This window comes from Mesorhizobium sp. C395A, assembly GCF_030323205.1.
Lineage (GTDB): Bacteria > Pseudomonadota > Alphaproteobacteria > Rhizobiales > Rhizobiaceae > Mesorhizobium.
The window spans coordinates 858,652-881,097 of sequence record NZ_CP100473.1; the positions used below are offsets into that span (position 1 = coordinate 858,652).

20 protein-coding genes and 1 pseudogene are annotated in these 22,446 nt (G+C 64.0%); 9 read left to right on the forward strand and 12 right to left on the reverse strand.

What is annotated here, in order from left to right; translation table 11 throughout:
- Nucleotides 1-14: 14 nt before the first annotated feature.
- On the forward strand, nt 15-719 hold the full coding sequence (locus NLY37_RS04180; protein WP_023673468.1) for an SDR family oxidoreductase: 705 nt from the start codon (nt 15-17) through the stop codon (nt 717-719).
- A 31-nt stretch (nt 720-750) separates the two neighbouring features.
- On the opposite strand, the gene NLY37_RS04185 is transcribed toward NLY37_RS04180, so the two are convergent.
- The 7 genes from NLY37_RS04185 to NLY37_RS04215 all read right to left on the reverse strand — a co-directional run bounded on the left by NLY37_RS04185 (nt 751) and on the right by NLY37_RS04215 (nt 8,242).
- A complete protein-coding gene (locus NLY37_RS04185) occupies nt 751-1,653 on the reverse strand; it encodes a carbohydrate ABC transporter permease (RefSeq protein ID WP_023673469.1) in 903 nt (300 codons plus the stop codon).
- 1 nt (nt 1,654) lies between these two features.
- Nucleotides 1,655-2,554, reverse strand: a complete 900-nt coding sequence (locus NLY37_RS04190; protein WP_488494731.1) for a carbohydrate ABC transporter permease — start codon at nt 2,552-2,554, stop codon at nt 1,655-1,657.
- Between the two features lie 141 nt (nt 2,555-2,695).
- A complete protein-coding gene (locus NLY37_RS04195) occupies nt 2,696-4,021 on the reverse strand; it encodes an ABC transporter substrate-binding protein (protein WP_023693796.1) in 1,326 nt (441 codons plus the stop codon).
- 39 nt (nt 4,022-4,060) lie between these two features.
- A complete protein-coding gene (locus NLY37_RS04200; protein ID WP_023742420.1) occupies nt 4,061-5,146 on the reverse strand; it encodes an ABC transporter ATP-binding protein in 1,086 nt (361 codons plus the stop codon).
- Between the two features lie 194 nt (nt 5,147-5,340).
- Nucleotides 5,341-5,931 (reverse strand): DUF922 domain-containing Zn-dependent protease, encoded by a 591-nt coding sequence (locus tag NLY37_RS04205; RefSeq protein WP_023742421.1) that lies wholly within the window; start codon nt 5,929-5,931, stop codon nt 5,341-5,343.
- A gap of 53 nt (nt 5,932-5,984) precedes the next feature.
- A complete protein-coding gene (locus tag NLY37_RS04210) occupies nt 5,985-7,262 on the reverse strand; it encodes a D-tagatose-bisphosphate aldolase, class II, non-catalytic subunit (RefSeq protein WP_023742422.1) in 1,278 nt (425 codons plus the stop codon).
- The gene (locus tag NLY37_RS04215) at nt 7,259-8,242 is read right to left on the reverse strand and encodes a tagatose kinase (RefSeq protein WP_031246361.1); all 984 of its coding nucleotides are present in this window, start codon (nt 8,240-8,242) and stop codon (nt 7,259-7,261) included. The genes NLY37_RS04210 and NLY37_RS04215 overlap by 4 nt, the downstream gene beginning before the upstream one ends.
- A 209-nt stretch (nt 8,243-8,451) precedes the next feature.
- On the opposite strand from NLY37_RS04215, the gene NLY37_RS04220 reads away from it, so the two are divergent.
- The gene (locus NLY37_RS04220; RefSeq protein WP_023742424.1) at nt 8,452-9,081 is read left to right on the forward strand and encodes a glutathione S-transferase family protein; all 630 of its coding nucleotides are present in this window, start codon (nt 8,452-8,454) and stop codon (nt 9,079-9,081) included.
- A 147-nt stretch (nt 9,082-9,228) separates the two neighbouring features.
- Nucleotides 9,229-9,468: a hypothetical protein gene (locus NLY37_RS04225; RefSeq protein ID WP_031253599.1), complete on the forward strand. Its 240-nt coding sequence runs from the start codon at nt 9,229-9,231 to the stop codon at nt 9,466-9,468.
- 39 nt (nt 9,469-9,507) lie between these two features.
- On the opposite strand, the gene NLY37_RS04230 is transcribed toward NLY37_RS04225, so the two are convergent.
- From NLY37_RS04230 to NLY37_RS04250, 5 genes are all read right to left on the reverse strand, one after another.
- Nucleotides 9,508-10,005: a GNAT family N-acetyltransferase gene (locus tag NLY37_RS04230; RefSeq protein ID WP_023699150.1), complete on the reverse strand. Its 498-nt coding sequence runs from the start codon at nt 10,003-10,005 to the stop codon at nt 9,508-9,510.
- Nucleotides 10,006-10,015: 10 nt separating this feature from the next.
- Nucleotides 10,016-11,032 carry an ABC transporter permease gene (locus NLY37_RS04235; RefSeq protein WP_023673479.1) on the reverse strand — a complete coding sequence of 339 codons (1,017 nt, stop codon included), beginning with the start codon at nt 11,030-11,032 and terminating at the stop codon, nt 10,016-10,018.
- Nucleotides 11,029-12,660, reverse strand: coding sequence for a sugar ABC transporter ATP-binding protein (locus NLY37_RS04240; protein WP_502882092.1), 1,632 nt, complete (start codon nt 12,658-12,660; stop codon nt 11,029-11,031). The genes NLY37_RS04235 and NLY37_RS04240 overlap by 4 nt, the downstream gene beginning before the upstream one ends.
- A gap of 171 nt (nt 12,661-12,831) precedes the next feature.
- Nucleotides 12,832-13,779 (reverse strand): substrate-binding domain-containing protein, encoded by a 948-nt coding sequence (locus NLY37_RS04245; RefSeq protein WP_023673481.1) that lies wholly within the window; start codon nt 13,777-13,779, stop codon nt 12,832-12,834.
- Between the two features lie 407 nt (nt 13,780-14,186).
- Entirely contained in the window at nt 14,187-15,194 is a 1,008-nt protein-coding gene (locus NLY37_RS04250; RefSeq protein ID WP_023742427.1) for an aldo/keto reductase, read from the reverse strand.
- Nucleotides 15,195-15,593: 399 nt separating this feature from the next.
- On the opposite strand from NLY37_RS04250, the gene NLY37_RS04255 reads away from it, so the two are divergent.
- From NLY37_RS04255 to NLY37_RS04280, 6 genes and pseudogenes are all read left to right on the forward strand, one after another.
- On the forward strand, nt 15,594-15,818 hold the full coding sequence (locus NLY37_RS04255) for a hypothetical protein (RefSeq protein WP_023699154.1): 225 nt from the start codon (nt 15,594-15,596) through the stop codon (nt 15,816-15,818).
- Between the two features lie 116 nt (nt 15,819-15,934).
- Nucleotides 15,935-18,422: pseudogene (gene ligD / locus NLY37_RS04260) on the forward strand (DNA ligase D).
- Between the two features lie 272 nt (nt 18,423-18,694).
- Entirely contained in the window at nt 18,695-19,600 is a 906-nt protein-coding gene (gene ku, locus NLY37_RS04265) for a non-homologous end joining protein Ku (protein WP_023742428.1), read from the forward strand.
- Nucleotides 19,597-20,724 carry a tetratricopeptide repeat protein gene (locus NLY37_RS04270; protein ID WP_023742429.1) on the forward strand — a complete coding sequence of 376 codons (1,128 nt, stop codon included), beginning with the start codon at nt 19,597-19,599 and terminating at the stop codon, nt 20,722-20,724. Before ku ends, NLY37_RS04270 begins: the two co-directional genes overlap by 4 nt.
- A gap of 205 nt (nt 20,725-20,929) precedes the next feature.
- Nucleotides 20,930-21,574, forward strand: coding sequence for an alpha/beta hydrolase family protein (locus NLY37_RS04275; RefSeq protein ID WP_023742430.1), 645 nt, complete (start codon nt 20,930-20,932; stop codon nt 21,572-21,574).
- 7 nt (nt 21,575-21,581) lie between these two features.
- Complete coding sequence (locus NLY37_RS04280) at nt 21,582-22,352, forward strand: exodeoxyribonuclease III (RefSeq protein WP_023735422.1); 771 nt, start codon at nt 21,582-21,584, stop codon at nt 22,350-22,352.
- Nucleotides 22,353-22,446 lie beyond the last annotated feature (94 nt).

Consider the following 22,446-nt stretch of genomic DNA (forward strand, 5'->3'; position numbering starts at 1 on the left):
GAAGGAAAATCGAGATGAGTGTAGAAAAAGTAGCAGTCGTCGTCGCGGGTGGCAGCGGTATGGGCGCGGCGGCGGCCAAGCGGCTGGCGGCGGACGGGTTCAAGGTCGCGATCCTGTCGTCCTCCGGTAAGGGCGAGGCTCTGGCCAAGGAGCTTGGCGGCCTCGGCGTCACCGGCTCCAACCAGTCGAATGACGATCTGCAGCGGCTCGCCGATCTGACGCTCGAGCGCTTCGGCCGCATCGACGTGCTGGTCAACAGCGGCGGCCACGGGCCACGCGCGCCGATCCTCGAAATCACCGACGAGCAGTGGCACACCGGTCTCGACGTCTATCTGATGAACGTCATCCGGCCGGTGCGCATCGTGGCGCCGCAGATGGTCAAGCAGAGGGCTGGCGCCATCATCAACATCTCGACCGCCTGGGTGGTCGAGCCGAGCCCGATGTTCCCGACATCCGCCGTGTTCCGCGCCGGGCTTGCCGCCTACACCAAGATCTTCGCCAACACCTACGCCGCCGACAATGTGCGCATGAACAATGTGCTGCCCGGCTGGATCGACAGCCTGCCGGCCACCGAGGAGCGCCGCGACAGCGTGCCGATGCAGCGCTACGGCACGTCGGAGGAGATCGCCGCGACCATCGCCTTCCTCGCTTCCGAAGGTGCGGGCTACATCACCGGCCAGAACATCCGCGTCGACGGCGGCATCATCGGCGCGATCTGACCGCGCCGGTCGCCTTGCGTGAGCCGGCGCGTCACTCCTTCACCGCGCCGGTCATCGACGAGACATAGTGCTCGACGAAGAACGAATAGAGCACCACCACCGGAAGCGAGCCGATCAGCGCTCCCGCCATCAGCGCCCCCCATTCGTAGACGTCGGAGCGCACCAACTCGGTCAGCACACCCACCGGCACGGTCTTGTTTTCCGAGGACTGGATGAATGTCAGCGCGTAGATGAACTCGTTCCATGACAGGGTGAAGGCGAATATGCCGGCGGAGATCAGGCCCGGCACCGAGAGCGGCAGCACGATTTTGGTGAGGATCTGCCACCGGCTCGCTCCGTCTATCAGCGCGCATTCTTCCAGTTCGAACGGGATGGAGCGGAAGTAACCCATCAACAGCCACGTGCAGAACGGCACCAGGAAGGTTGGATAGGTAAGGATGAGCGCGAAGGGCGTGTCGTAGAGCCCGAGGTTGAACACCATTACCGACAGCGGAATGAACAGGATCGAGGGCGGCACCAGATAGGCGAGGAAGATGCCGAGGCCGACCTGCCGCGCCCCGGAAAACCGCAGCCGCTCGATCGCATAGGCGGCGAACACCGACGCCAGCAGCGACAGGAAAGTAGCGGCGGTCGAGATGATGATCGTGTTGAGCAGCCAGCCCGGATAGGAGGTCTCGAACAGGAGATAGCGGATATGCTCCAATGTCGGATGCACCACCCAGAACGGATTGAACTGCGCATAGTCGGTCATCTCGAGATTGGGCTTAACCGCCGTGATCGTCATCCAGTAAAACGGAAACAACAGCACGAAGACGAACACCAGCAGCGGCAGATAGACCGTCACCACGCGGCGCGGCAGGCTCTGCAGGTAGCCCATGCCGCCTTCGTCGATATCCCCACGTTTCGCCTTCCTTGTCGCGGCCGTCTTGACCATGTCAGTCTCCGCCGCCTTGTTGCCATTTGCGGCGTTGCAGGCCGAAATAGCTGAACAGGATCGCCGCGAGCAGGAACGGGATCATGGCCACCGCGATGGCCGCGCCCTCGCCAAGCTGGCCGCCGGAAATGCCGCGCTGGAAAGACAATGTCGCCATCAGATGCGTGGCATTCACCGGTCCGCCCCGGGTCAGCACGTAGATCAGCTGGAAATCGGTGAAAGTGAACAGCACCGAGAAGGTCATGGTGATGGCGATGATCGGCGTCAGCAGCGGCAGAGTCACATAACGAAACAACTGCCAGCGACTGGCGCCGTCGAGCGTGGCCGCCTCGTAGAGCGACTGCGGAATGGTCTGCAGGCCGGCGAGCAGCGTGATGGCGACGAAAGGAATGCCGCGCCAGACGTTGGCGGCGATAACCGAAGCGCGCGCATTCTCCGGATCGCCGAGGAAATTGATGCGGTGGTCGATCAGGCCCATTTGCTGCAGCGCCCAGGACAGGATGGAGAACTGCGAATCGTAGATCCACCAGAAGGCGATGGCTGACAGTACGGTGGGCACCACCCAGGGCAGCAGGACTATCGCGCGGAAGAACCATTTGAACGGCAGGTTTTCATTGAGGATGAGCGCCAGCCACAGGCCGAGCACGAACTTCAGGATCGAGGCGCTGACCGTGTAGAGCAGCGTGTTGAAGACGGAGAGCCAGAAGACGTTGTCATTCCAAAGGTACTGATAGTTCTCGACGCCGATGAATATGCCGGGGCGGCCGATCCGGGCATCGGTGAAACCGAGCCAGACGCCCAGCCCGAGCGGATAGGTCAGGAAGACCAGCAGCAGCGCCGCCGCCGGCAGCATGAAGCCGAAGCCCAGCGCGTTGCGGCTTTCGGGAATCCGCGAAAGCATCGACGGACGCGGCTGGGCGGCAACGGACGGCACGGCCATGGAGGGCTCCTCATCGGGGAATCAGGTCACGGCGTCAACGGCCGCCATGGGATTGTGCGACGGGCCGGGCAGCGCACTAGACGCTGCCCGGCGGTGCCGTGATCAAACGCGGTAGTAGCGGTTGGCGCGCTTCTCCGCCTCCTCCATCGCCTCCTGCGGCGTCGCCTGGCCGGTCACCGCCTTGGCAAACATGTCGACCAGGACATAGTCGGCCATGGTCGCCGCCGAGGCATAGCCGAGCGGCCCGGCATAGCCGTTGGGACGCAGCGTCGCCGAGGCCTTTGCGTAGGCGGCGTTGTTCGGGTCGGCCGTCCACACCGGATTGTTGTCGAAGGCCTTCAGCGTCTGGCAGCAATAGCCCGCCGAGGAGGTGATCCAGTCGGTCATTTGCGGATCCTCGAACATGAACTGCAGATAGGCCTTGGCCGCATTGGGGTAGGGCGTGTAGTTGAAGATGACGGCCGTGGTCACCTGGAACAGTTCGACCGATTTCCCGACGGGACCGATCGGCAGGTTGGTGGTGCGGATGTCCTTGGCGATCTCAGCCAGCTTCGGATCGTTGTCCTTGTTGATCTTGGCTGTGTTGTAGGCGGAAATGCCGTTGGCGATAACGCCGAGTTCGCCGGCCAGGAAGGCGCGGTTATTATTGACGTCCAGCCAGCTTTCGGTCCCGGGAATGAAGGTCTTGTAGAGTTCCTGCGCGTAACCGATCGCCTTTAGCGTCTCGGGGCTGTTGATCGCCACCTTGCCGCTCTCGTCGACCATCTGGCCGCCATGGCTCCACAGCAGCCAGTGCGCGTAGTTGTTGCCGTCCCCGACGCCATGGCCGTGCGTGAAGCCGGCCGGATGTCCCTTTGCCTGCAACGCCTTGCAGAGCTCGAGGAAGCCTGCCGTGTCCTTCGGAAATTCCGAGAAGCCGGCCTCCTTCACCCAGCTTTCGCGATAGACGATGGCATTGCCGATGGTGGCCAGCGGCAGGCCGACGAACTTGCCGTCCCGCGTCGCATATTGCTTTGGTCCGTCGTGCCAGCCGCCATATTTCGAGCCCAGATACTCGCCGAGCTCGGTCACGTCATGCAGCTTGTCGGGATATTGATGCGGGTCGTCGAACCAGACGAACATCAGGTCCGGGCCGGAACCGACATTGGCGGCGACCGCTGCCTTGGGGCGAATGTCCTCCCAGCTTTCCTTGTCGACACGAACCTCGACACCTGTCGCCTCGGTGAAGCGCTTGGTGTTGGCCAGCCATTGATCCTCATCGCCCTTGACGAAGGGCGACCAGCGCAGCAGCCGCAGCTTTGCGCCTTCCTCGGGCTTGTATTTCAAGCCCTCCTGGGCAAAAGCCGGCGAGCCGACGAACCGGCTTCCCAGAGCTCCCGCCGCGGCACCTGCGGTCGTGCGGATTACATCGCGTCTCGTGAATTTCATGGTCGTCTCCTCCGGTTTATCTTCCTTGCTATGCGGTCCTTACCATCCCTTACGCGTTTCAAATCGTGTTCCGGTCTTGCCGTCAAAGAGATGAATCAGGCCAGGCGCGGCAGAGAGCCGTATGGATTCGCCCGGTGTGAAGGCATGGCGTTCGCGGAAATTGGCGACGATCTCGTCGCCGCCGGCGGTGCGGCCGATGATCTGCACTTCCGACCCGGTCGGCTCGACCACCGCGACGGTGACTGGAATGCCTTGGTCTGACGATAGCCGCAAATGCTCGGGCCGTATTCCCAGCACCACCGGATGACCGTTGCCAACGGCCGGCGCGCCGGCCAGCGGCACGGAAATTCCCCCGGCGCCGCGAAAGGACGGAGATCCGTCGGTGACGATCTCGCCCTTGATCAGGTTCATGGCGGGCGAGCCGATGAAACTGGCGACGAAGAGATTGTTTGGCCTGTCGTAGAGCTCCAGCGGCGGTCCGATCTGTTCGACGATGCCGTCATGCATGACGACGATCTTGTCGGCCATGGTCATGGCCTCGATCTGGTCGTGGGTGACATAGACTGTGGTCGTCTTGAGCCGCTGGTGCAGTTCCTTGATCTCGGCGCGCATCTGCACCCTGAGCTTGGCGTCGAGATTGGAGAGCGGTTCGTCGAACAGGAAAACCTGTGGATCGCGCACTATCGCCCGGCCCATGGCGACGCGCTGGCGCTGGCCGCCGGAAAGCTGGCGCGGATATCGCGTCAGCAATGGCACCAGCCCGAGGATTTCGGCGGCGCGCTGAATGCTGGTAGCGCAATCGGCCTTCGAAACACCTTTGAGCATGAGCGAGAACGCCATGTTCTCGGCGACCGTCATGTGCGGGTAGAGCGCGTAGTTCTGGAACACCATGGCAACGTCGCGCTCTTTCGGCGCAACGTTGTTGACGACCCGATCCCCGATCGCGATCTCGCCCCGAGAAATTTTTTCCAGGCCGGCGATCATCCTGAGAAGGGTCGATTTTCCGCAACCCGACGGGCCGACCAGCGTGACGAATTCGCCGTCGTCGATATCCACACTGACGCCATGCAGGACCTCGACGGTCCCGAACGATTTGTAAACATCGCCGATCGCGACAGACGCCATCGATCTCCTCCCGAATGCTTCTTGCGACGCCCCGAAGGAAACCGCTCCTCTCCCGCCTCGCGACCGTCTCCCATTCCCCCAACAGGTCGCGTGACGATCAGACGGTAGCGCTACCAAGCCTGCCTGTAAAGCGGCCATGCGGCCGGTGCTCTTGTCGTTCGGAACACCGGCGCAATGACCGGTTCGCCGGCAAACTACCCCCCATTCACAAAAGCCAGCACCAGCTTCTGCAGGTTTCCGCCGGGGCCGAATTCGACCCGGTCGAAGTCGCGGCTCGCCTGCCGCTGAGCCAGCGAGATCTGGGCGAGTTGCCTCGTCAGCTCGGTTCTGATCTTGCTGCAGCCGGGGTCATCAGTAACGGTCAGGCCGACGCTCACCGCCTCGATCTTGCGCACCATCTCGGCGATGGCTGCGCCATGCACTCTCTCGTGGGCGGCGAGCCCGGCGATGAACACCGTCCAGTTCTTCTGGACGGAAGCCGGCAACGGTTCGGCCGGCTTCGGCAAGGTATAGGTGATGATCAGTTTCGGCCGCGCCGACACCAGCTCGCAGGCGTCGCCTTTCGGCCTGTAGTCCCTGGTCCAGGTCAGCTTGAAATTGGTGTGCGCGATGACCCGGCCCTTGCCGAGCAAGGGGCCGGCTTCACCGATCGCGGCATAGAGTTCCGGGCCGGTCCGCCCTGCGATGGCGTAGGTCTCGACCTTTTCGACCGGCTTCCAGTCGGCGCGTGCCGGCGACGCCAGCAGAGAGGCCGCGAACAGGAGAAAGAACATGGCTGGTTTCATGGAAACGTCAGAGACACTGGGCTGAGGCAAAGATCAACCCGGCGCAAATGCACTCAGGTCCCACGGCAGGCCGCGTCATAGTCGGCCAGCACCTGATCGACAGCTTCGAGAAGGATAGCCTCGGGATTGCCCGCCGACCCGAGTTCGGCCGGCAGCGCCGGCAGGAATTGCCGCATCAGCGTTTCGGGAATGGCGACCCCGTCCAGCGCCTTGCGCAGGCGCTCGACGGCCGCGACAGCGGTGGGGTTGCTCCAATAATAGCGGATGCGGTCGCTGTAGCTGTAATGCCGCTGCACATAGAGCTCTGCTTCGTTGCCGTGATAGTGGCTGTGCCAATGGCCGGGTGCTGCCAGCATCGCGCCTTCCATGGTCCGGGCGAGCGACCGGTCGCCATAATCCGTGATCATTTCGGATGCTATCAGGTCGAGCCCGTAAAGCGCCTCGCGCAAGGCGAAGGTCAGGCCGGGGCCGACCTTGAGGATGGGAAAGCCGTTTGCGACCAGCGCGGTCAAAGCCGCACGGCTCTGGTAGTCGGTCGAATGCGCCTCGTAGACGAGCGACGGCTGCTCATCGAGCAAGCCGGTCAGGCCCTTGGATTTCTCGGGCGCGTAGGCGACGACGTTCTGGCTGCCGAATTCCACGCCCGGCTGCACCACCACGGCGATGACGCGGCCGAAGGCCTCCGTCAGCCCCTCACGGGCAAAGATCTCCCGGTGAACCTCGATCGTGCGCCGCGCCGCCTCCGCCTCGGTCGGCTTCAACTCGCTGATCGCGTGGTGGACGCCGCCGGGGGCGGGGACTTCGGTGCCGATGATGTAGACCGGCAAGGTGCTGCCTGCGGCGTGCGCGGCCGTTTCGGCCGCCTTTGCCAGTCGCGCCGCCCGGGTGGCGATGGTCTCGTCGTCAAGCGCCGCCGGCTCGCCGGCGCAGCCCATCGATGCGTCGAGATGAATCTTGGTGAAGCCGGCCGCGATATAGGCGCCGACCATGGCCTCGGCCTTGTCCATCGCCTGCGCCGCCGGCTCTGCGCGCCACGGGTTCGGTCCCAGATGGTCGCCGCCGAAGATGATGCGCGAGGCTTCCAGCCCCTCGCGACAGGCGATCTCCAGCACGAAGGCGACGAACAGCGCCGGGGTCATTCCGGTATAGCCGCCGAACTGGTTGACCTGATTGCAGGTTGCCTCGATCAGCAGGCTTTTATCCCTGTCGGCAACGGCGCGCCGTATTGCTGTCTGGATCACCAGCGGATGAGCCGAGCAGATCGAGGTGATGCCGTAGGGCGGGCCGTTTTTGCGCGCGCTGGCGAGGCCTGCAAGCGGGTTGGCACTCATGTCCGTCTCGCTGTTCCCTTGATGAATTGGTCAAGCGCATCGAAGCCGGCGGTGCCCTCCATCGGGCCGCGCCGGGTGACGTTGCGGGCGCCGGCGGCATTGGCATAAAGCAGCGCCTTGCCGGGCTCCATCCCCTGGCGCCGGCAGGTCAGGTAAGTGGCGCCGAAACAATCGCCGGCGCCCGTCGGGTCGACTTCCTCGACCTGAAAACCGGCGCAGTCGATCCTGGCGCCGTCGGCGCCGAACCAGGAAGAGCCGTCAGCACCGCGCTTCAGCACGATCTCGCCGACGCCTCTGGCAAACAGCGCCGCCACCGCCTGATGCTCGTCATCGACGCCCGCCGTAGCGAGCAATTCGTCGCCGGACGGCAGCAGCAGGTCGGCATCGTCGATGAGTGCGGAAAACAGCGCACCGTCGGCGCCGATCAGCTCCTTGCGCACATTCGGGTCGAACGAGGTTGAGCCGCCGCGGGCACGCACCGCCCTCACTGCGTAGGTCACAATCTCCTTCAGCCCTGCCACCGACAGCGTCGATCCCATGATATGCAGATGGCCGGCTCTGTCCGCCAGCAGGCGCGCAGCAGTGGTCAGGTGGATCTGCCCGGCGGCGGATTCGGCGATGTTGTAGACGAAGTCCCTGATACCATTGGGCCGATAGCGCACGAAGGCGCATCCCGTCGGGAAGCGGTCGCTGATATCGACGGCGGAGACGTCCACACCGTCGCGCTTCAGCCTGTCCAGGTTGAGCGTGCCGAAATCGTCGCGGCCGACGCAGCCGATAATGCCGGCGCCGCCCCCCAGCCGCGCAACCTGATCGATGAAGATCGCCGGCGCACCGCTGGGGAATGGCCCGACGAGCGTTTGCGGCTCGAGGAAGCCGAAACCCCGTTCCGTCGCCATGATCTCGACCAGGATTTCGCCGGCGGCAATTGTTGGCCCCACGGCCTCGGCGGCGATTTCGCTGCGGCGCGAAAGGCTCATGCTTGCGATTCCTCCTTGTCACAGACTGATTGCTTGCTCGCGCAGTTGTTCGGCACAAATGTTTATCGGGTAAATCGCACATAGGGCGAAGTCAATAAAACCTTACATGCGTATAGTTTATTTATTCTGCGCGTACACATTGCAGGATTCGGGTGGCTGGGATCGTGGCACCGTGCAAATCAGGCGTCGACCGCAGTGAAAGGACAGCCATGCTCACGCTTCATGATTATCTGCCGTCGCAAAACGGTTGGAAGGCGAGGGTCGTGCTCGGCCTGCTCAACATCCCCTATGAAAGCCGCCTGGTGTCGATTTTCGAGGGCGAGAGCCACACCGACGCTTTCCTGAAGCTCAACCCGGCCGGCGCCGTTCCTGTGCTCGAACTCGAGGATGGCCGTGCGATCGCCGAATCGAATACGATCCTCATTTATCTCGCCGAAGGCACGCCCTTGCTGCCGGCGGATCGCTATGTCAACGCGAAAATTATGCAATGGCTGTTCTTCGAACAGTACCATGTCGAGCCGGTCATCGGCTCCCTGCGCTTCTGGACGCTGGCCGGAAGGCTGGAGCGCAACCAGGCGATGGTTCCGGCCAAGCGCGAAGCCGGCGCCCGCACGCTGGCAGCGCTGGAGCGCAGCCTGAACGATACGCCGTTCCTTGTCGGCGACACGCTCACCATCGCCGACATTGCTGTCTATGCCTACGGCCACCGTGCCGAAGATTGCGGCTTTGCGCTGGCGGCTTATCCGGCGGTCCTCGCCTGGACGGACCGGGTGCGCGACGCCATCGGTCCCGGCTATCCCGCGCATCTCTACAGCATCGATCCGCACTCGGCTGCTTGACGGCAAAAGGCGCGCGTTCACCTTGCTTAGTCGAAAAGAAGACCCAGATTCTGCTTTGTCGGCGGCTTTCGCTCGCAATCCGTTGACTGGATGGCCGGATCCCGGCGTCAACTCGACGACCTGCCGGCACTTAGCATGGAGGTGACCATGACACGCGACGACATCATTTCGGTGTTGGGGCCGGTAGACGAGGCGGTCATAGCCGACATCGCGCTGACCGGCGCCACCCTTCAAGAACTGCGCGAGGCGTTCGCCTGGCTCGGTGCCGACGAGGCGCTGGTCAACGAGGGTCGCCCCTTGCCGGGAACGAAGGTGGCGCGGCTGATCGAAATTCTCGATATGCCGGACGATGAGGACGGCCGGCAAGCGGTGGTGGCGCAGGGTTAGGGCAGTAGGGTCCGGACTACCGCGGTTTCCCCATTCACTTCATGCTCTCGACAGCAGCCGGCGCATGATCAGCGAGGCGTGGCCGCCAACGCCGTGCGCGGCCGTGTGGCGCTCGACCACTTCGAAACCGTGCTTGCGATAGAAGGCGATCGCCCGGTCGTTGCCCTCGATCACTTCCAGCGCAATGCTGGGGATGCCGGCATGCGCGACAAGCACCGCGTGCAGCAGGTCGGTGGCGAGCCCGCTGCCGAACTCTGTCTTGTCGATGTGCAGCCGGTCGAGCAGGACATCGCCACGATCGTCCATCGCCGCCATCGCGTAGCCGGCGATCGAACCGTCCGGCCGTTCGGCCACGAACGACATCTTGTTGTCGTCCGCAAGTTCCTCGGCCAGCCGCTCGGGCGCATGCTTGTCGTCCGAGAGCCGCGCGGTATTTTCAGGTCCCAGGATCGACGAATAGGTGCGCCGCCAAGACTCTCCCAGCAGCCGCGATACCGACGCTACATCGTTCTCTGCCATCGCCCTGATCTGAACCATGGCCGATCCCTTACCGCCTTACCCGCGACTTCAGCCAACGATCGAAGGCCACGGCCAGGATCAGGATCAGGCCGATGACGATGCTTTGTGTGTAGGACGAGACATTGTTGAACTGCAGCCCGTTCTGCAGCACGCCGATCAGCGCTGCGCCCACCACCGTGCCGCCGACCGAGCCGATGCCGCCGAATAGCGAGGTACCGCCGATGACCACGGCGGAAATCACCGTAAGTTCGTAGCCGATGCCGGCTACGGCTTCGGAGGAGTTGAGCCGTGCTGACAAAACGAAGGCCGCCAGCCCGGCGAAGAAGCCGACGATGACATAGACCGAGATCAGAATGCGGTCGACGCGCAGGCCCGAAAGGCGCGCGGCCTCGGCATTGCCGCCGACGGCATAGACGGCGCGGCCGTAGCGCGTATAGCGCAGCACGATGTGGCACAGGATGGCCGCCACCGCGAAGATGATCGCCGGCACCGGCACCGGTCCGATGAGCCCGGTGCCGAACCAGCGCATCGAGGCGTCGAAACCGGAGATCGGTCCACCATTGGAGATGGTCAGCGTCAGGCCGCGAAACACTGTGAGACCACCCAGCGTGACGACGAAGGGCGGCACTTTCAGCCTGGTGATGGCAAAGCCCTGGACGCCGCCGGCCAGCGCCCCGACGATGACGGCGGCAAGCAAGGCGGCGAACCAGCCATATCCTTGCGTGCCCGTGGTCGACAGCGACAGCGTGTTGGCGGTGCCGCCCTTGGCCACCACCGCCGCCACCATGCCGCAGAAGGCGAGCAGTGAGCCGACCGACAGGTCGATGCCGGCAGTGAGGATGACGAAAGTCATGCCGAGCGCGATCAGCCCGGTGATCGAGATCTGCCTCAAAATGTTGAACAGGTTGATTGGATCGATGAAGCTCGGCTTCAGCACGGTGAAGATGACGATCAACACCGCCAGGAACATCAGCGGCCCAAAACTCATCAGAAGCCGCGCGATGTTGATGCCGCTGCGCTGGGTCTGTTCGGTGGTGCTGGTCATTGCGTTGCGTCCTGCTTGCGGTCGAGCGCCATCAGTTCCATCAGTTTTTCCTCGGTCGCTTCGATGCCCGGCATTTCGCCGGTGATACGGCCGCGCCGCATCGTAACGATGCGATCCGACACTGCCAGCACCTCCGGCAGCTCCGACGAGATCATCATGATGGCGATGCCGCGCGCAGCCAACTGGACCAGGATCTGGTGCACTTCGGCCTTGGCGCCGACATCGACGCCGCGCGTCGGCTCGTCGACGATCAGTACTTTCGGGTCGCGCGCCAGCCAGCGGGCCAGGATGACTTTTTGCTGGTTGCCGCCGGACAGGCCCTCGATCGCCTGGTCGGGCGAGGCCATGCGGATCGACAGTGCCTTGCGATAGCCGGCCAGCGCCTCGCGCTCGCGCCGTTCGGCCATGAAGCCGGCCCCATTGCTGTAGCGGCCGAGCGAGGCGATCGAGAAATTGTTGAGAATGCCCAGTGCTGCAAAGATCGCCTGGTGCTTGCGGTCTTCCGGCACCAGCCCGATGCCGAGTTTGATGGCGTCGGCGGGGGAGGCCGGGGCGATCGGCTTGCCGTCCAGCGTGATGTTACCCGCCGCGATGCGGTCGGCGCCGAAAATGGCGCGGGCAAGCTCGGTGCGGCCGGAACCGACGAGACCGGCAACGCCGAGGATTTCGCCGGCCTTCACATCGAGGTCGACGCCTTCGAGCACGATGGCGTGCGGCGCCAGCGGATCGCGCACCGTTCGCAAGCCTCGCACCGAGAGCCGGACCTCGCCGGCGACGTCGCGCTGCGTCGGCCGCGCGTAGAGTTCGGAGGCGGCGCGGCCGACCATCTTCTCGATGATCTTCGGAATCTGGATGGGCCGGCCGTCGCGGTCGAGATGACCGGCCAGCCTGCCGTCCCGCAGCACGGTCATGCGGTCGCAAATGGCGGACGCTTCTTCCAGCCGGTGGGTGACGAACATGATGGCGACACCGTCCTTGCGCAGCCTGTCCATGATCGACATCAGTTTCTGCACCTCGGTCTCGGTCAGCGCCGAGGTCGGCTCGTCCATGATGATCAGGCGGCTTTCCAGCGACAGAGCGCGGGCGATTTCGACCAGCTGCTGTTCGGCTACCGACAGCGAGGACACCGGCGTCGCCGGATCGATGTCGAGACCGACGCGGGCGATGATCGCGCGCGAGGCGTCCTCCATCCTGCGCCAGCTGACCAGCCCGAGCGGCCCGAGCGGCGCGCGGCCGATGAAAATGTTTTCCGCAACCGTCAGCGTCGGGATCAGGCTCAGTTCCTGATAGATGGTGACGATGCCATGCCGCTTCGCATCCTGCGGACTGGACGGCGCGTAGTCGGCGCCGTCGAAGACGATGCGGCCGCTTGACGGCGGCATCACGCCGGACAGGATTTTCAACAGCGTCGACTTGCCGGCGCCGTTCTCGCCGAGCAGGCCAAGGATCTCACTGGGCCGCACCTCGAGCGAAACGTCGATGAGCGCGGTGACGCCGGAAAAATGCTTGGTCACGCCTTCGACGGAAAGGAGCGGGGGCGATGATGCGGTGGGTTCAACGGCGGACAAGCATTGCTCCCGGATTGCGATAGGCAGCGGGACGGCGCCCCCCTCTGTCCTGCCGGACATCTCCCCCACACGGGGGGAGATCAGCAGTTTTGCCGGCAGCACTATTTCTATAACGTTGGCGATTGGCGAAAGCAGACGTGACGGCCAATCTCCCCCCAAGTGAGGGCGATGTCCGGCAGGACAGAGGGGGGCGCGACAGAGCGCGACCTCCACCCGTCATGGGCCCTACTTTCACTTCGTCTCGTTCAACCTCTCCGCCTTGTCGAGATTGTCCTTGCCGATGACGATCGGCGTCAACAGCACCAGCTTCTCCTTCGGCTCGGTCTTGTCCCTGGCGAAGGCGACCGCGATCTGCACCGCCTTGCGCGACTGTTCGCCGGGGAACTGCTCGACCGTGCCGGCGAGCTTGCCGTCGCGCACGGCGACCAGCGCTTCCGGCAGCGCGTCGAAGCCGTAGATCTTGACGTCGGTGAAGTTGCGCGCGGCACAGGCTTCGAGCGCGCCGAGCGCCATGTCGTCATTGGCGCAGATGATGGCGTCCGGCTTGCCGTTGGCGGCAAGCCCGGCCTCGGTCACCGACAGCGCTTCGGCGCGGGCGAAATTAGCGGTCTGCTCGAAGATGATCTGGTACTTGTCCTTGAGCGGATCGAGCACATTGTGGACGCCTTTGTTGCGGTCGATCGCGGGCCCGGCACCCGGCTGGCCCTGCAAATGGAACAGCTTGGCGCCGTTCGGGAACGCCGCCACCATGGCCTGCGCCTCGGCTTCGCCACCCTTGACGTTGTCGGCGCCGACATGGGCGAGAATGCCCTCGACGCCGTCGACGCGGCGGTCGATCGTCACCACCGGAACGCCGGCCTTGACCGCTTCCTCGATCGCCGGCGCCAGCGCGTTGACGTCAAGCGGCGAAATCACGATGGCGTTGACCTTCTGCACAAGTGCGGCCTCGATGTCGGCGGTCTGCTTCGGCGCCGAGTTCTGGCCGTCGCTCTCGGTCAGATTGACGCCTTGCGCCTGCGCCTCCGCCTTGATCTCGTTCAGCATGTGCACAAAGAACGGAAAGCCGAGATTGGGCACCGAGCCCAATATGGTCAATTTGTCGGCGGCAAAGGCCATGGGCGCGGCCAGCGCCATGGCGCCGGTCGCCACGGTCGACAACAGGAATTCGCGTCTGTTCATCAGATATCCTCCACATGAACGCAGGAGCCCGAAACCGGGAGCGGCTCGGGACGGTCCTTGCGTCAATTCAAAAATGGAGTGTCCTGTGACCGCCCCGAGGGGACGCGAGGCGCTCCAGCCGGTCCGCCGCAACGTTCTCCTCCGCACGGCGCCGACCCGAGGATGCTAGCCAAGGAAAATCGATTACGCAAGGTGAGGCGAGGGGCTGAAACTGCTAATCTCCCCCCTTGTGGGGGAGATGTCCGGCAGGACAGAGGGGGGCGCTGTCCCGCCGACATTGGCCAATTTCACTTACATCTTTGAGCTAACCTCTACGCAGAATACTTGATGCGGGCGATCCTTCGCGCCCCCCTCTGCCTTGCCAGGCATCTCCCCCACGAGGGGGGAGATTGGCAGCTTAGACGCCTCTACCTGTCGATCGTTGTCATCACCCGCTCATTGTAGCGCGGCCCTGAGACCTTGCCCGGCGCAAGGGCTGCGTCGAGCGCAGCTATCTCGGCCGCGTCGAGCGTGATCGCGGCCGCAGCAACATTTTCTTCGAGATACTTGCGCCGCTTTGTCCCCGGGATCGGCACGATGTCAATGCCGAAACCGTCGCCCTTGCCGAGCACCCAGGCCAGCGCGATCTGTGCGGGCTTTGCCCCTTTGGCCGCGGCCACCTCCTGCACCGCAGCCGCAGCCGCGACATTGGCGTCGTAGTTGGCGCCCTGATAGCGGGGGTCGCCGCGGCGGAAATCGCCTTCCGGATAATCCTCGGCGCGCTTGACGTCGCCGGCGAGGAAACCGCGGCCGAGCGGCGCGAACGGCACCAGGCCGATGCCGAGCTTTTTGAGCAGCGGGATGATCTCCGGCTCCAGATTGCGCTCCCAAAGCGAATACTCGCTCTGCAGCGCCGAGACAGGGTGCACGGCATGCGCACGGCCGATATTCGCCGCGCCCGCTTCCGACAGGCCGAAGAAGCGCACCTTGCCATCGGCAACCAGCCGGCCGACCGTGCCGGCGACGTCTTCCATCGGCACCGCCGGATCGACGCGATGCTGGTAGTAAAGGTCGATATGGTCGGTGCCGAGCCGCTTCAGCGAGCCCTCCAGCGCCTCGCGGATATGGTCGGGCCGGCTGTCACGCTCCGTGCCGACCTGTCTGCCGTTTTCGATGCGGAAGCCGAATTTGGTGGCAAGGGTCACCTCATCGCGCCGGCCCTTCAGCGCCCGCCCGAGCAGTTCTTCATTGGCATAAGCGCCGTAGACTTCCGCCGTGTCGAGGAAGGTACAGCCGAGTTCGATGGCTCGGTGCAGGGTGGCGATCGATTCCGCCTCGTCGGCAGGGCCGTAGGACTGGCTCATGCCCATGCAGCCGAGGCCGATCACCGAGACCTGCAGCCCCTGGCTGCCGAGTTTGCGGGTGCTGAGGGTCATTGCCGTTCTCCTTGGGGCTGAGGAAAACTATAGCGGCCGCTCCTCCAGTTTCCATAGCTGTTCGGCGGAAGAACAGCGCTTCCCTTGACAAAACCCAGCCGCAAGCGCCTTTGCTGGCGGCCATTGGGGGCCATGGGGATACCAATGAAGTAGATCTACGAGAAGCCGACGCGGAACCGGCGTCAGCAGCTCTCGCGCGTCACCGCGCTCATAATTCCTTCGGACCACTAACCGAATATTGTCGTCGCCATTGCAAAGCCCACTGCCGAGGCGCAGCGGTTTTTTGCTGCCGCCGGATCGTAGCGCTGCCAGAAGCAGGCGGTCAAAATTGACAGAGCAGCCGATCTCCAGCATCCTTATGCCGCCGCCATGTCTTGCGGTCTTGTGTATGAGTGAGCCATGGCCAGTTCCGTCACCAGCCAGAATTCCAAGCGCGCCGCGGTGCGCAAGGCGCTCGACCGCCACAAGGTCTACGTCACCGCGCAAAGCTTTTCCGGCGGCGTCTACTCGGCCCGCGTGCTGGTCGACGGCGAGGCCTACTGGGTCGACGAGTTCCGGCTGAGCCAGCTCCAGCAAGGGCTGTCCCCGGCCGAGCTAGACCTGACGCCGGCCACCGACGATTGAGTGTGAACGCCGTTCCTTCGCACCGCGCTGGGAAATTTGAAATGTTGGCGGGACAGCACTGTGCAGGAACGCTGCGCAGGGAAGGTTCGTCCGCCGCCGCCGCTCCCGCCTGACCCATGCCAACCCCGCCAACACTCAAGGCCTATCGCGCCAAGCGCGAATTTACGAAGACGCCGGAACCGGCGGGCGGGGTCATTTCAGGCGACGGCAACCGCTTCGTCGTCCACAAGCATCACGCCACCGCCGACCATTACGATTTGCGCCTGCAGGTCGGCGGCGTGCTGAAAAGCTGGGCGGTGCCGCGCGGGCCCTCGCTCAACCCGGCCGACAAGCGGCTCGCAGTCGAGACCGAGGACCATCCGCTCGAATATATCGACTTCGAGGGCGTCATTCCCGAAGGCGAATATGGCGGCGGGCCGATGATCGTCTGGGACACCGGCACCTGGGCACCGATGGACGATGTCGACAAAGAGCCTGCGCACCGGCGCCTTCAAGTTCCGGCTGGCCGGCGACAAGTTGAATGGCGGCTGGATGCTGACCCGTCTGAAGCCCAAGCCCGGCGAAGACAGCGAGAAGAAAAACTGGCTGCTGTTCAAGGAGCGCGATCTCGCCGCCGATACCGGCCTCGACATCCTGGAAGCGCGGCCGGAAAGCGTGAAGTCCGGCAAGCGGATCGAGGAGCTGGTGGCGCCGCCGAGGAAGCCGGCCCGCCTGCCGCCCAAGCCCGGCGCGCTGAAACCCGGCGCGTTGTCCGGTGCGGTCAGGGGCGATCCGCCGTCGCGCATCGAGCCGCAGCTCGCCACGCAGGTGCCGAAACCGCCGGGCGGGCCGGTGGAAGACACAGGTGAACTCTGGCTGCATGAAATAAAATTCGACGGCTATCGTACCATGGCGCATGTCGGAGATGGCGAGGTCAGGTTGATCACCCGCGGCGGCATCGACTGGACGAAGCGTTACGGCGACCTGCCGCAAGCCTTTTCCCGGCTACCGCTCAGCCAGGCGATCATCGACGGCGAGATCATGGTGCTGGACGAGAAGGGCATCTCGCGTTTCGCGCTGCTGCAGGATGCGCTGTCGGCGGGTGCGGGCAGCAAGCTCCATTTCTATGCCTTCGACCTGCTGCATCTCGACGGCTGGGACCTCCGCAAGGCGCCGCTCGCAAGACGCAAGGCCTTGCTCGCCGAACTGCTAGCCGGGCAGGGCGCCAACTCCGCCATCCAGCTGAGCGACCATGTCGAAGGCGACGGGCAGGGGCTTTACGATCAGGCCTCGATCCTTGGGCTGGAAGGCGTCGTCTCCAAGCGCGCCAACGCCATCTACCAGAGCGGCCGCACCAAGACCTGGACCAAGGTCAAGGCGCTGGAGACCGGCGATTTCATCATCGCCGGCTACACCGTTTCCGACGCGGCCGAAGGACTGGCGGCAATCGGCATGGCTGAATTCGCGGATGGTGAACTGCACTATCGCGGCAAGGTTGGCACCGGCTTCGATGCCGCGACGGCGGGCGACTTGCTGGCCCGGCTGCAGCCGCTGCGCGACGGCGCGACAGCACCCGAGGGTGTGCCGCGCGAGATCATGCGCGAGATGAAATGGGTGCGGCCGATGCTGTCGGCCCGCATCCACTACGCCAACCGCACGGCGGACAATTCGCTGCGCCACGGTGTATTTCGCGGCCTCAGGGATGTCGGCCTGTCGACGCCGGTGTCGCCGAAGCGCAAGCGGCTGATCGCCGAAGCCGATCTCGCCACCATCTGGGTGACCAATCCGGAGCGGCGGCTGTTCGGCAAGACCGGACCGACCAAACTCGACATCGCCGTCTATTACGCGCTGGTCGGCGATTTCATGCTGCCGCATATCATGGGCCGCCCGGTGTCGCTGGTGCGCTGCCCGACGGGCCTGCCGAAGGACTGCTTCTTCCAGCGCCACGCCTTCACCGGCATGCCGCCGTCGGTGGTCACTTTTGATGCCACCAACTCCGAAGGTGAAACCAAATCCTATCTGTCGGTCGAGGGAGCAAAAGGTTATCTGGCACTGGCGCAGTTCGGCGTCGTCGAGTTCCACACCTGGGGCACGCATCGCTTGAGCCTCGACAAGCCCGACCAGATCGTTTTCGATCTCGATCCGGGTGAGGGCATCGCCTGGCGCGAAGTGGTCGAGGCCGCCGTCCACATAAAGGGCGAACTGGAACGGCTCGGCCTGGTGCCGTTCGCCAAGACATCCGGCGGCAGCGGCATCCACATAACCGTGCCGGTGACGCAAAAGCAGAACTGGAAGAAGCTGCACCAGGCGACCAGCGCCATCTCCACGCTTCTGGCGGCCACCGCGCCCGACACTTTCACCACCACAATGGGCAAGGAAAGCCGCAAGCGCCGCATCTTCATCGACTATCACCGCAACGCCCGCGGCCACACCTCCGCGGCGCCTTATTCGCTGCGCGCTCGCACCAACCTGCCGGCCTCGACGCCGGTGAGTTGGGCAGACCTTGAGACGATCGATGCGCCGCAGGATCTGAACTATTCGTCCTTGCCGGGGCTGTTGGCGACGTCGGGCGATCCCTGGGCGGACATGGAGGATTTCGCGAGAGATTTGCCGGTGTTTAAATAAGGTTCCTCGCCCCATTTCATGGGGGCGAGGAACCCAAGTCCATCGACGCTTCGGACAATTTGAATTATTCTCGACCTTGGACCTCCAAGGCGACTGGAAGATTTCGCTAGGGATTTGCCTGTATCGTGCGGGGTCGGTGTAGGATTTCCGCAGCACCATTCGTCCTTTGGACGAAGCGCTGCAGTAAGCATGATCCCGAACGTGGGAACCGGTTTTCGGATAAGATCATGCTCAGTCTGAAATGTCAGTGCGTGGCCGCGTAGGAGAGTATCATGGCGCCCAGGGCAAGTTGGAAAGGTTACCTCAAGCTCAGCCTCGTCAGCTGTCCGGTCCGGCTCTATCCGGCAACGACGACCAGCGAGCGCATATCGTTCAACCAATTGCACAAGAAGACCCACAACCGCATCAACATGAAGCCGGTCGACCCTGAACTCGGCCTCGTCGAGCGCGCGGACCTGGTCAAGGGTTACGAATACGAGGACAAGCAGTACATCATCATCGATGAGGCCGACCTCGAAGCAGTGCGCATCGAATCCAATCACACGATGAACATCGAGGCCTTCGTCGACGAAGACGAGGTCGACGTCATTTATCAGGATGCGCCGTACTACATGGCGCCGGATGGCGCCATGGCGGAGGAAACTTTTGCCGTGCTGCGCGAAGCCATGCGCAAATCCGGCAAGCTGGCCATTGCCCGCCTTGTCCTGTCCAGCCGCGAGCGCGTGGTGACGATCGGCGCGCGCGAGAACGGCATGTTCGTGTGTACGTTGAGGAACCCGAACGAAGTGCGCGGCACGGCTGAATATTTCGGCAACATCCCGGCTGGCAAGCCGGATCCCGAAATGCTGCAATTGGCCGAAGCGCTGATCAAGCAGAAGGAAACCACCTTCGATCCGAAGAATTATGAGGACCGCTACGAGATCGCGCTGATGACGATGATCCGCGAGAAACTGAAGGGCCATAAGCCGATCATTGCGGCGGCGCCCGAGCGTGGCAATGTCATCAACCTCATGGACGCGTTGAAGGCGAGCCTGTCGCAATCAGCCAAGCCGCCGGCCAAGTCGAAGAGCAAGGCCGACGACGCTGAAAAACCTGCCGCCAAGGGTAAGGCGGGTGCGGCCAAGGAAAACCCGTTGAAGGCCAATCTGCTCAAGGCCGTCGCCAAGAGCAAGGGGTGACGGCGCCGACCGGTATAATCCCGAGCGCCGTCTTCGGCGCCATCGGCGCGCTGGCGGCATTTCCGCTGCGGCTCGCGGCCCGTGAGGTGGAGCGTCAGCACGGCCAGTTGCGGCGCGGCGTCACCAGGCGCACCAGCCATGTTGTGTTCGGCCGAACGCTGATCGCCAAGGCCGGCACGGCGAAGGGCGGCGATGCCGAGATCGAGCGCCGGGTTGCAGCCGAGGGCTCCGCTGGCCGAACACTCCTTAGCGAAAATGGCTTCCTGCGCCTGCTTGGTCTGATGAAGGCGCCGGAGGCGTCTTCGCTGTCCAGGCAGTCTCTCGTCGACCAGTCCAGACTGTCCGGTGCCGACCTCGACCTGCTCAGCCTGTTCGACGCCTTCGAGCACGATTGTGAACCCTACTCGTTCCGCGATCTGATCCTTGCCCGCAAATATGCCGGGCTGGTCGCCGGCGGTGCATCCTGGGGCGCGATCGCGCGCTCCGTGCATCGCTCCGGTCCGGTCGCTTCGCTCACCGCCAAATCGCTCAATGTCGGCTCGCAGCATGGCCGGCCCGATCAGATCTATCTCGAGGATGGCCAGAGCGAACTCGACGGCCAGCTGCTGTTCGATCTCGGCAGCGCAAGCGCAGCCGGCGACGACACGCTGGAAGAATTGTTCGCCGAGGCTGAAAGCGCGGAAGAGGAGGGCCGGCACGACGATGCCGCGGCGCTCTACCAACGCTGCCTCAGCATCGATCCGAGCGACGCCATCGCCGCGTTCAACCGCGCCAACTGCTTGCGTGGCGCCGGCCGTATAGCTGACGCGGCGCATGACTATGCCCGCGCAATCAAGCTCGATCCCGGTTTCGTCGAGGCCTGGTTCAATCTCGCCGGCCTGATGAGTGAGCAGGGCAAGGTGCCTTCGGCGCGCCGCCATCTGCAAAAAGCGATCACGCTCGACAGGACTTATGCCGATCCGGTGTTCAACCTCGCCCGACTGGAATTCGACGCCGGGAATCTACTTGAGGCCCGGCGGAACTGGATGCGCTATCTCGAACTTGATGCTGAGTCCAAGTGGGCGCGGATGGCGCAAAAGGGGATACAGTTCGTGGATCTGCAGACGGCGCGGACGGCGGGGTGAGATGTTGGCGCGCGAGCACCCCCTCTGGCCTGCCGGCCATCTCCCCCTCAAGGGGGGAGATTGGGTGTCGCCATCGCTTTCGCCAATCACTATCGTCGCGAGGTCCGTGAGGCGCTGAAACTGCCAATCTCCCCCTTGAGGGGGAGATGTCCGGCAGGACAGAGGGGGGAGCGAAGGAACTCGGCCTTTACCGGCAGCGCACCCCATGACCACCTTCCTCTTCGACGGCTTTGACACAGCCCCCCTCACCATCCTGCTGGCCCACGGCGCCGGCGCGTCGATGGATTCCCCCTCGATGACCGACACCGCCAAGGCGCTCGCCACAGCCGGCTTCCAGGTTGCGCGCTTCGAATTCCACTATATGGCGGCGCGACGCTATGGCCAGCGCAAGCCGCCGCCGCGCGCCGAGACGGTCAACCCGGAATACATAAAGGCCATCGCCGATCTGAGGGCGAGGGGCGTCACCGGGCCGCTCATCATCGGCGGCAAGTCGATGGGCGGGCGCGTCGCCTCGATGGTCGCCGACGAGATGTTCGCCAAGGGCGAGATTTCGGGCCTCGTCTGCCTCGGCTATCCCTTTCATCCGCCGGCCAAGCCCGAGCAACTCAGGACAAAACATCTCGCCGACCTCAAGACGCCGACGCTGATCTTCCAGGGCACCCGCGACGAGTTCGGCACGAAAGAAGAGGTCGCGACCTACGGCCTTTCCAAAGCCATCGAGGTGATCTGGCTGGAGGATGGCGACCACGACCTGAAGCCGCGCAAGAGCGTGTCGGGGTTTTCGACCGCCGATCATTTGAAGACGCTGGCCGGGACGGTGAAGGCGTGGACAGGGCGGATCGTTTCCTGATCGCCAAATGAAAATCGCCACCTTCAATATCAACAACGTCAACAGCCGGCTGCAAAACCTGCTGGCGTGGCTGGCGGCAGCCAAGCCCGATGTCGTCTGCCTGCAGGAGCTGAAGGCGCGCGACCTGCAGTTTCCGCGCACGGCACTGGCCGACGCCGGCTATGGCGCGGTGTGGAAGGGCGAGCCGACCTGGAACGGCGTAGCCATACTGGCGCGAGGAGCCGAGCCGGTGCTGACCCGTGACGAACTGCCCGGCGATACCGCCGACAAGCAGAGCCGCTACATCGAGGCGGCGGTGTCGGGCGTCGTCATCGCCTGTCTCTACGCGCCCAACGGTAACCCGCAGCCGGGGCCGAAATTCCAGTACAAGCTGGCGTGGCACGCGCGGCTGGAGGCGCATGCCGCAGAACTGTTCGACACCAGCCTGCCGGTGGCGCTGGTCGGCGACTACAACATCGTGCCCGAGCCGCGCGACATCTACGCCACCCGCTCCTATGACGACAACGCGCTGGTGCAGCCAGAAAGCCGGGCGTCATTCCAGCGTCTGCTCGAGCAGGGCTGGACCGATGCGCTGCGCAAGAAGCATCCGAAGGAAACGCTCTACACATTCTGGGACTACCGCCGCAATCGCTGGCCGCGCGATGCCGGGCTGCGGCTCGACCACATCTTGCTGTCGAAGAAACTGGCGCGCCGCCTCACTGCTGCCGGCATCGACCGCGATGTCAGAGGTGAGGACGGCGCCAGCGACCACGCGCCGGTATGGGTCGAATTGAAGTGAATTTGGCTGCGTGATCGCGCCCACTTTCGTGGGCGCAGTTTTGCACTATTTGTTTCGCTGCGGCGGCCGCATGATGAGCAAGGTGCGGCACCGG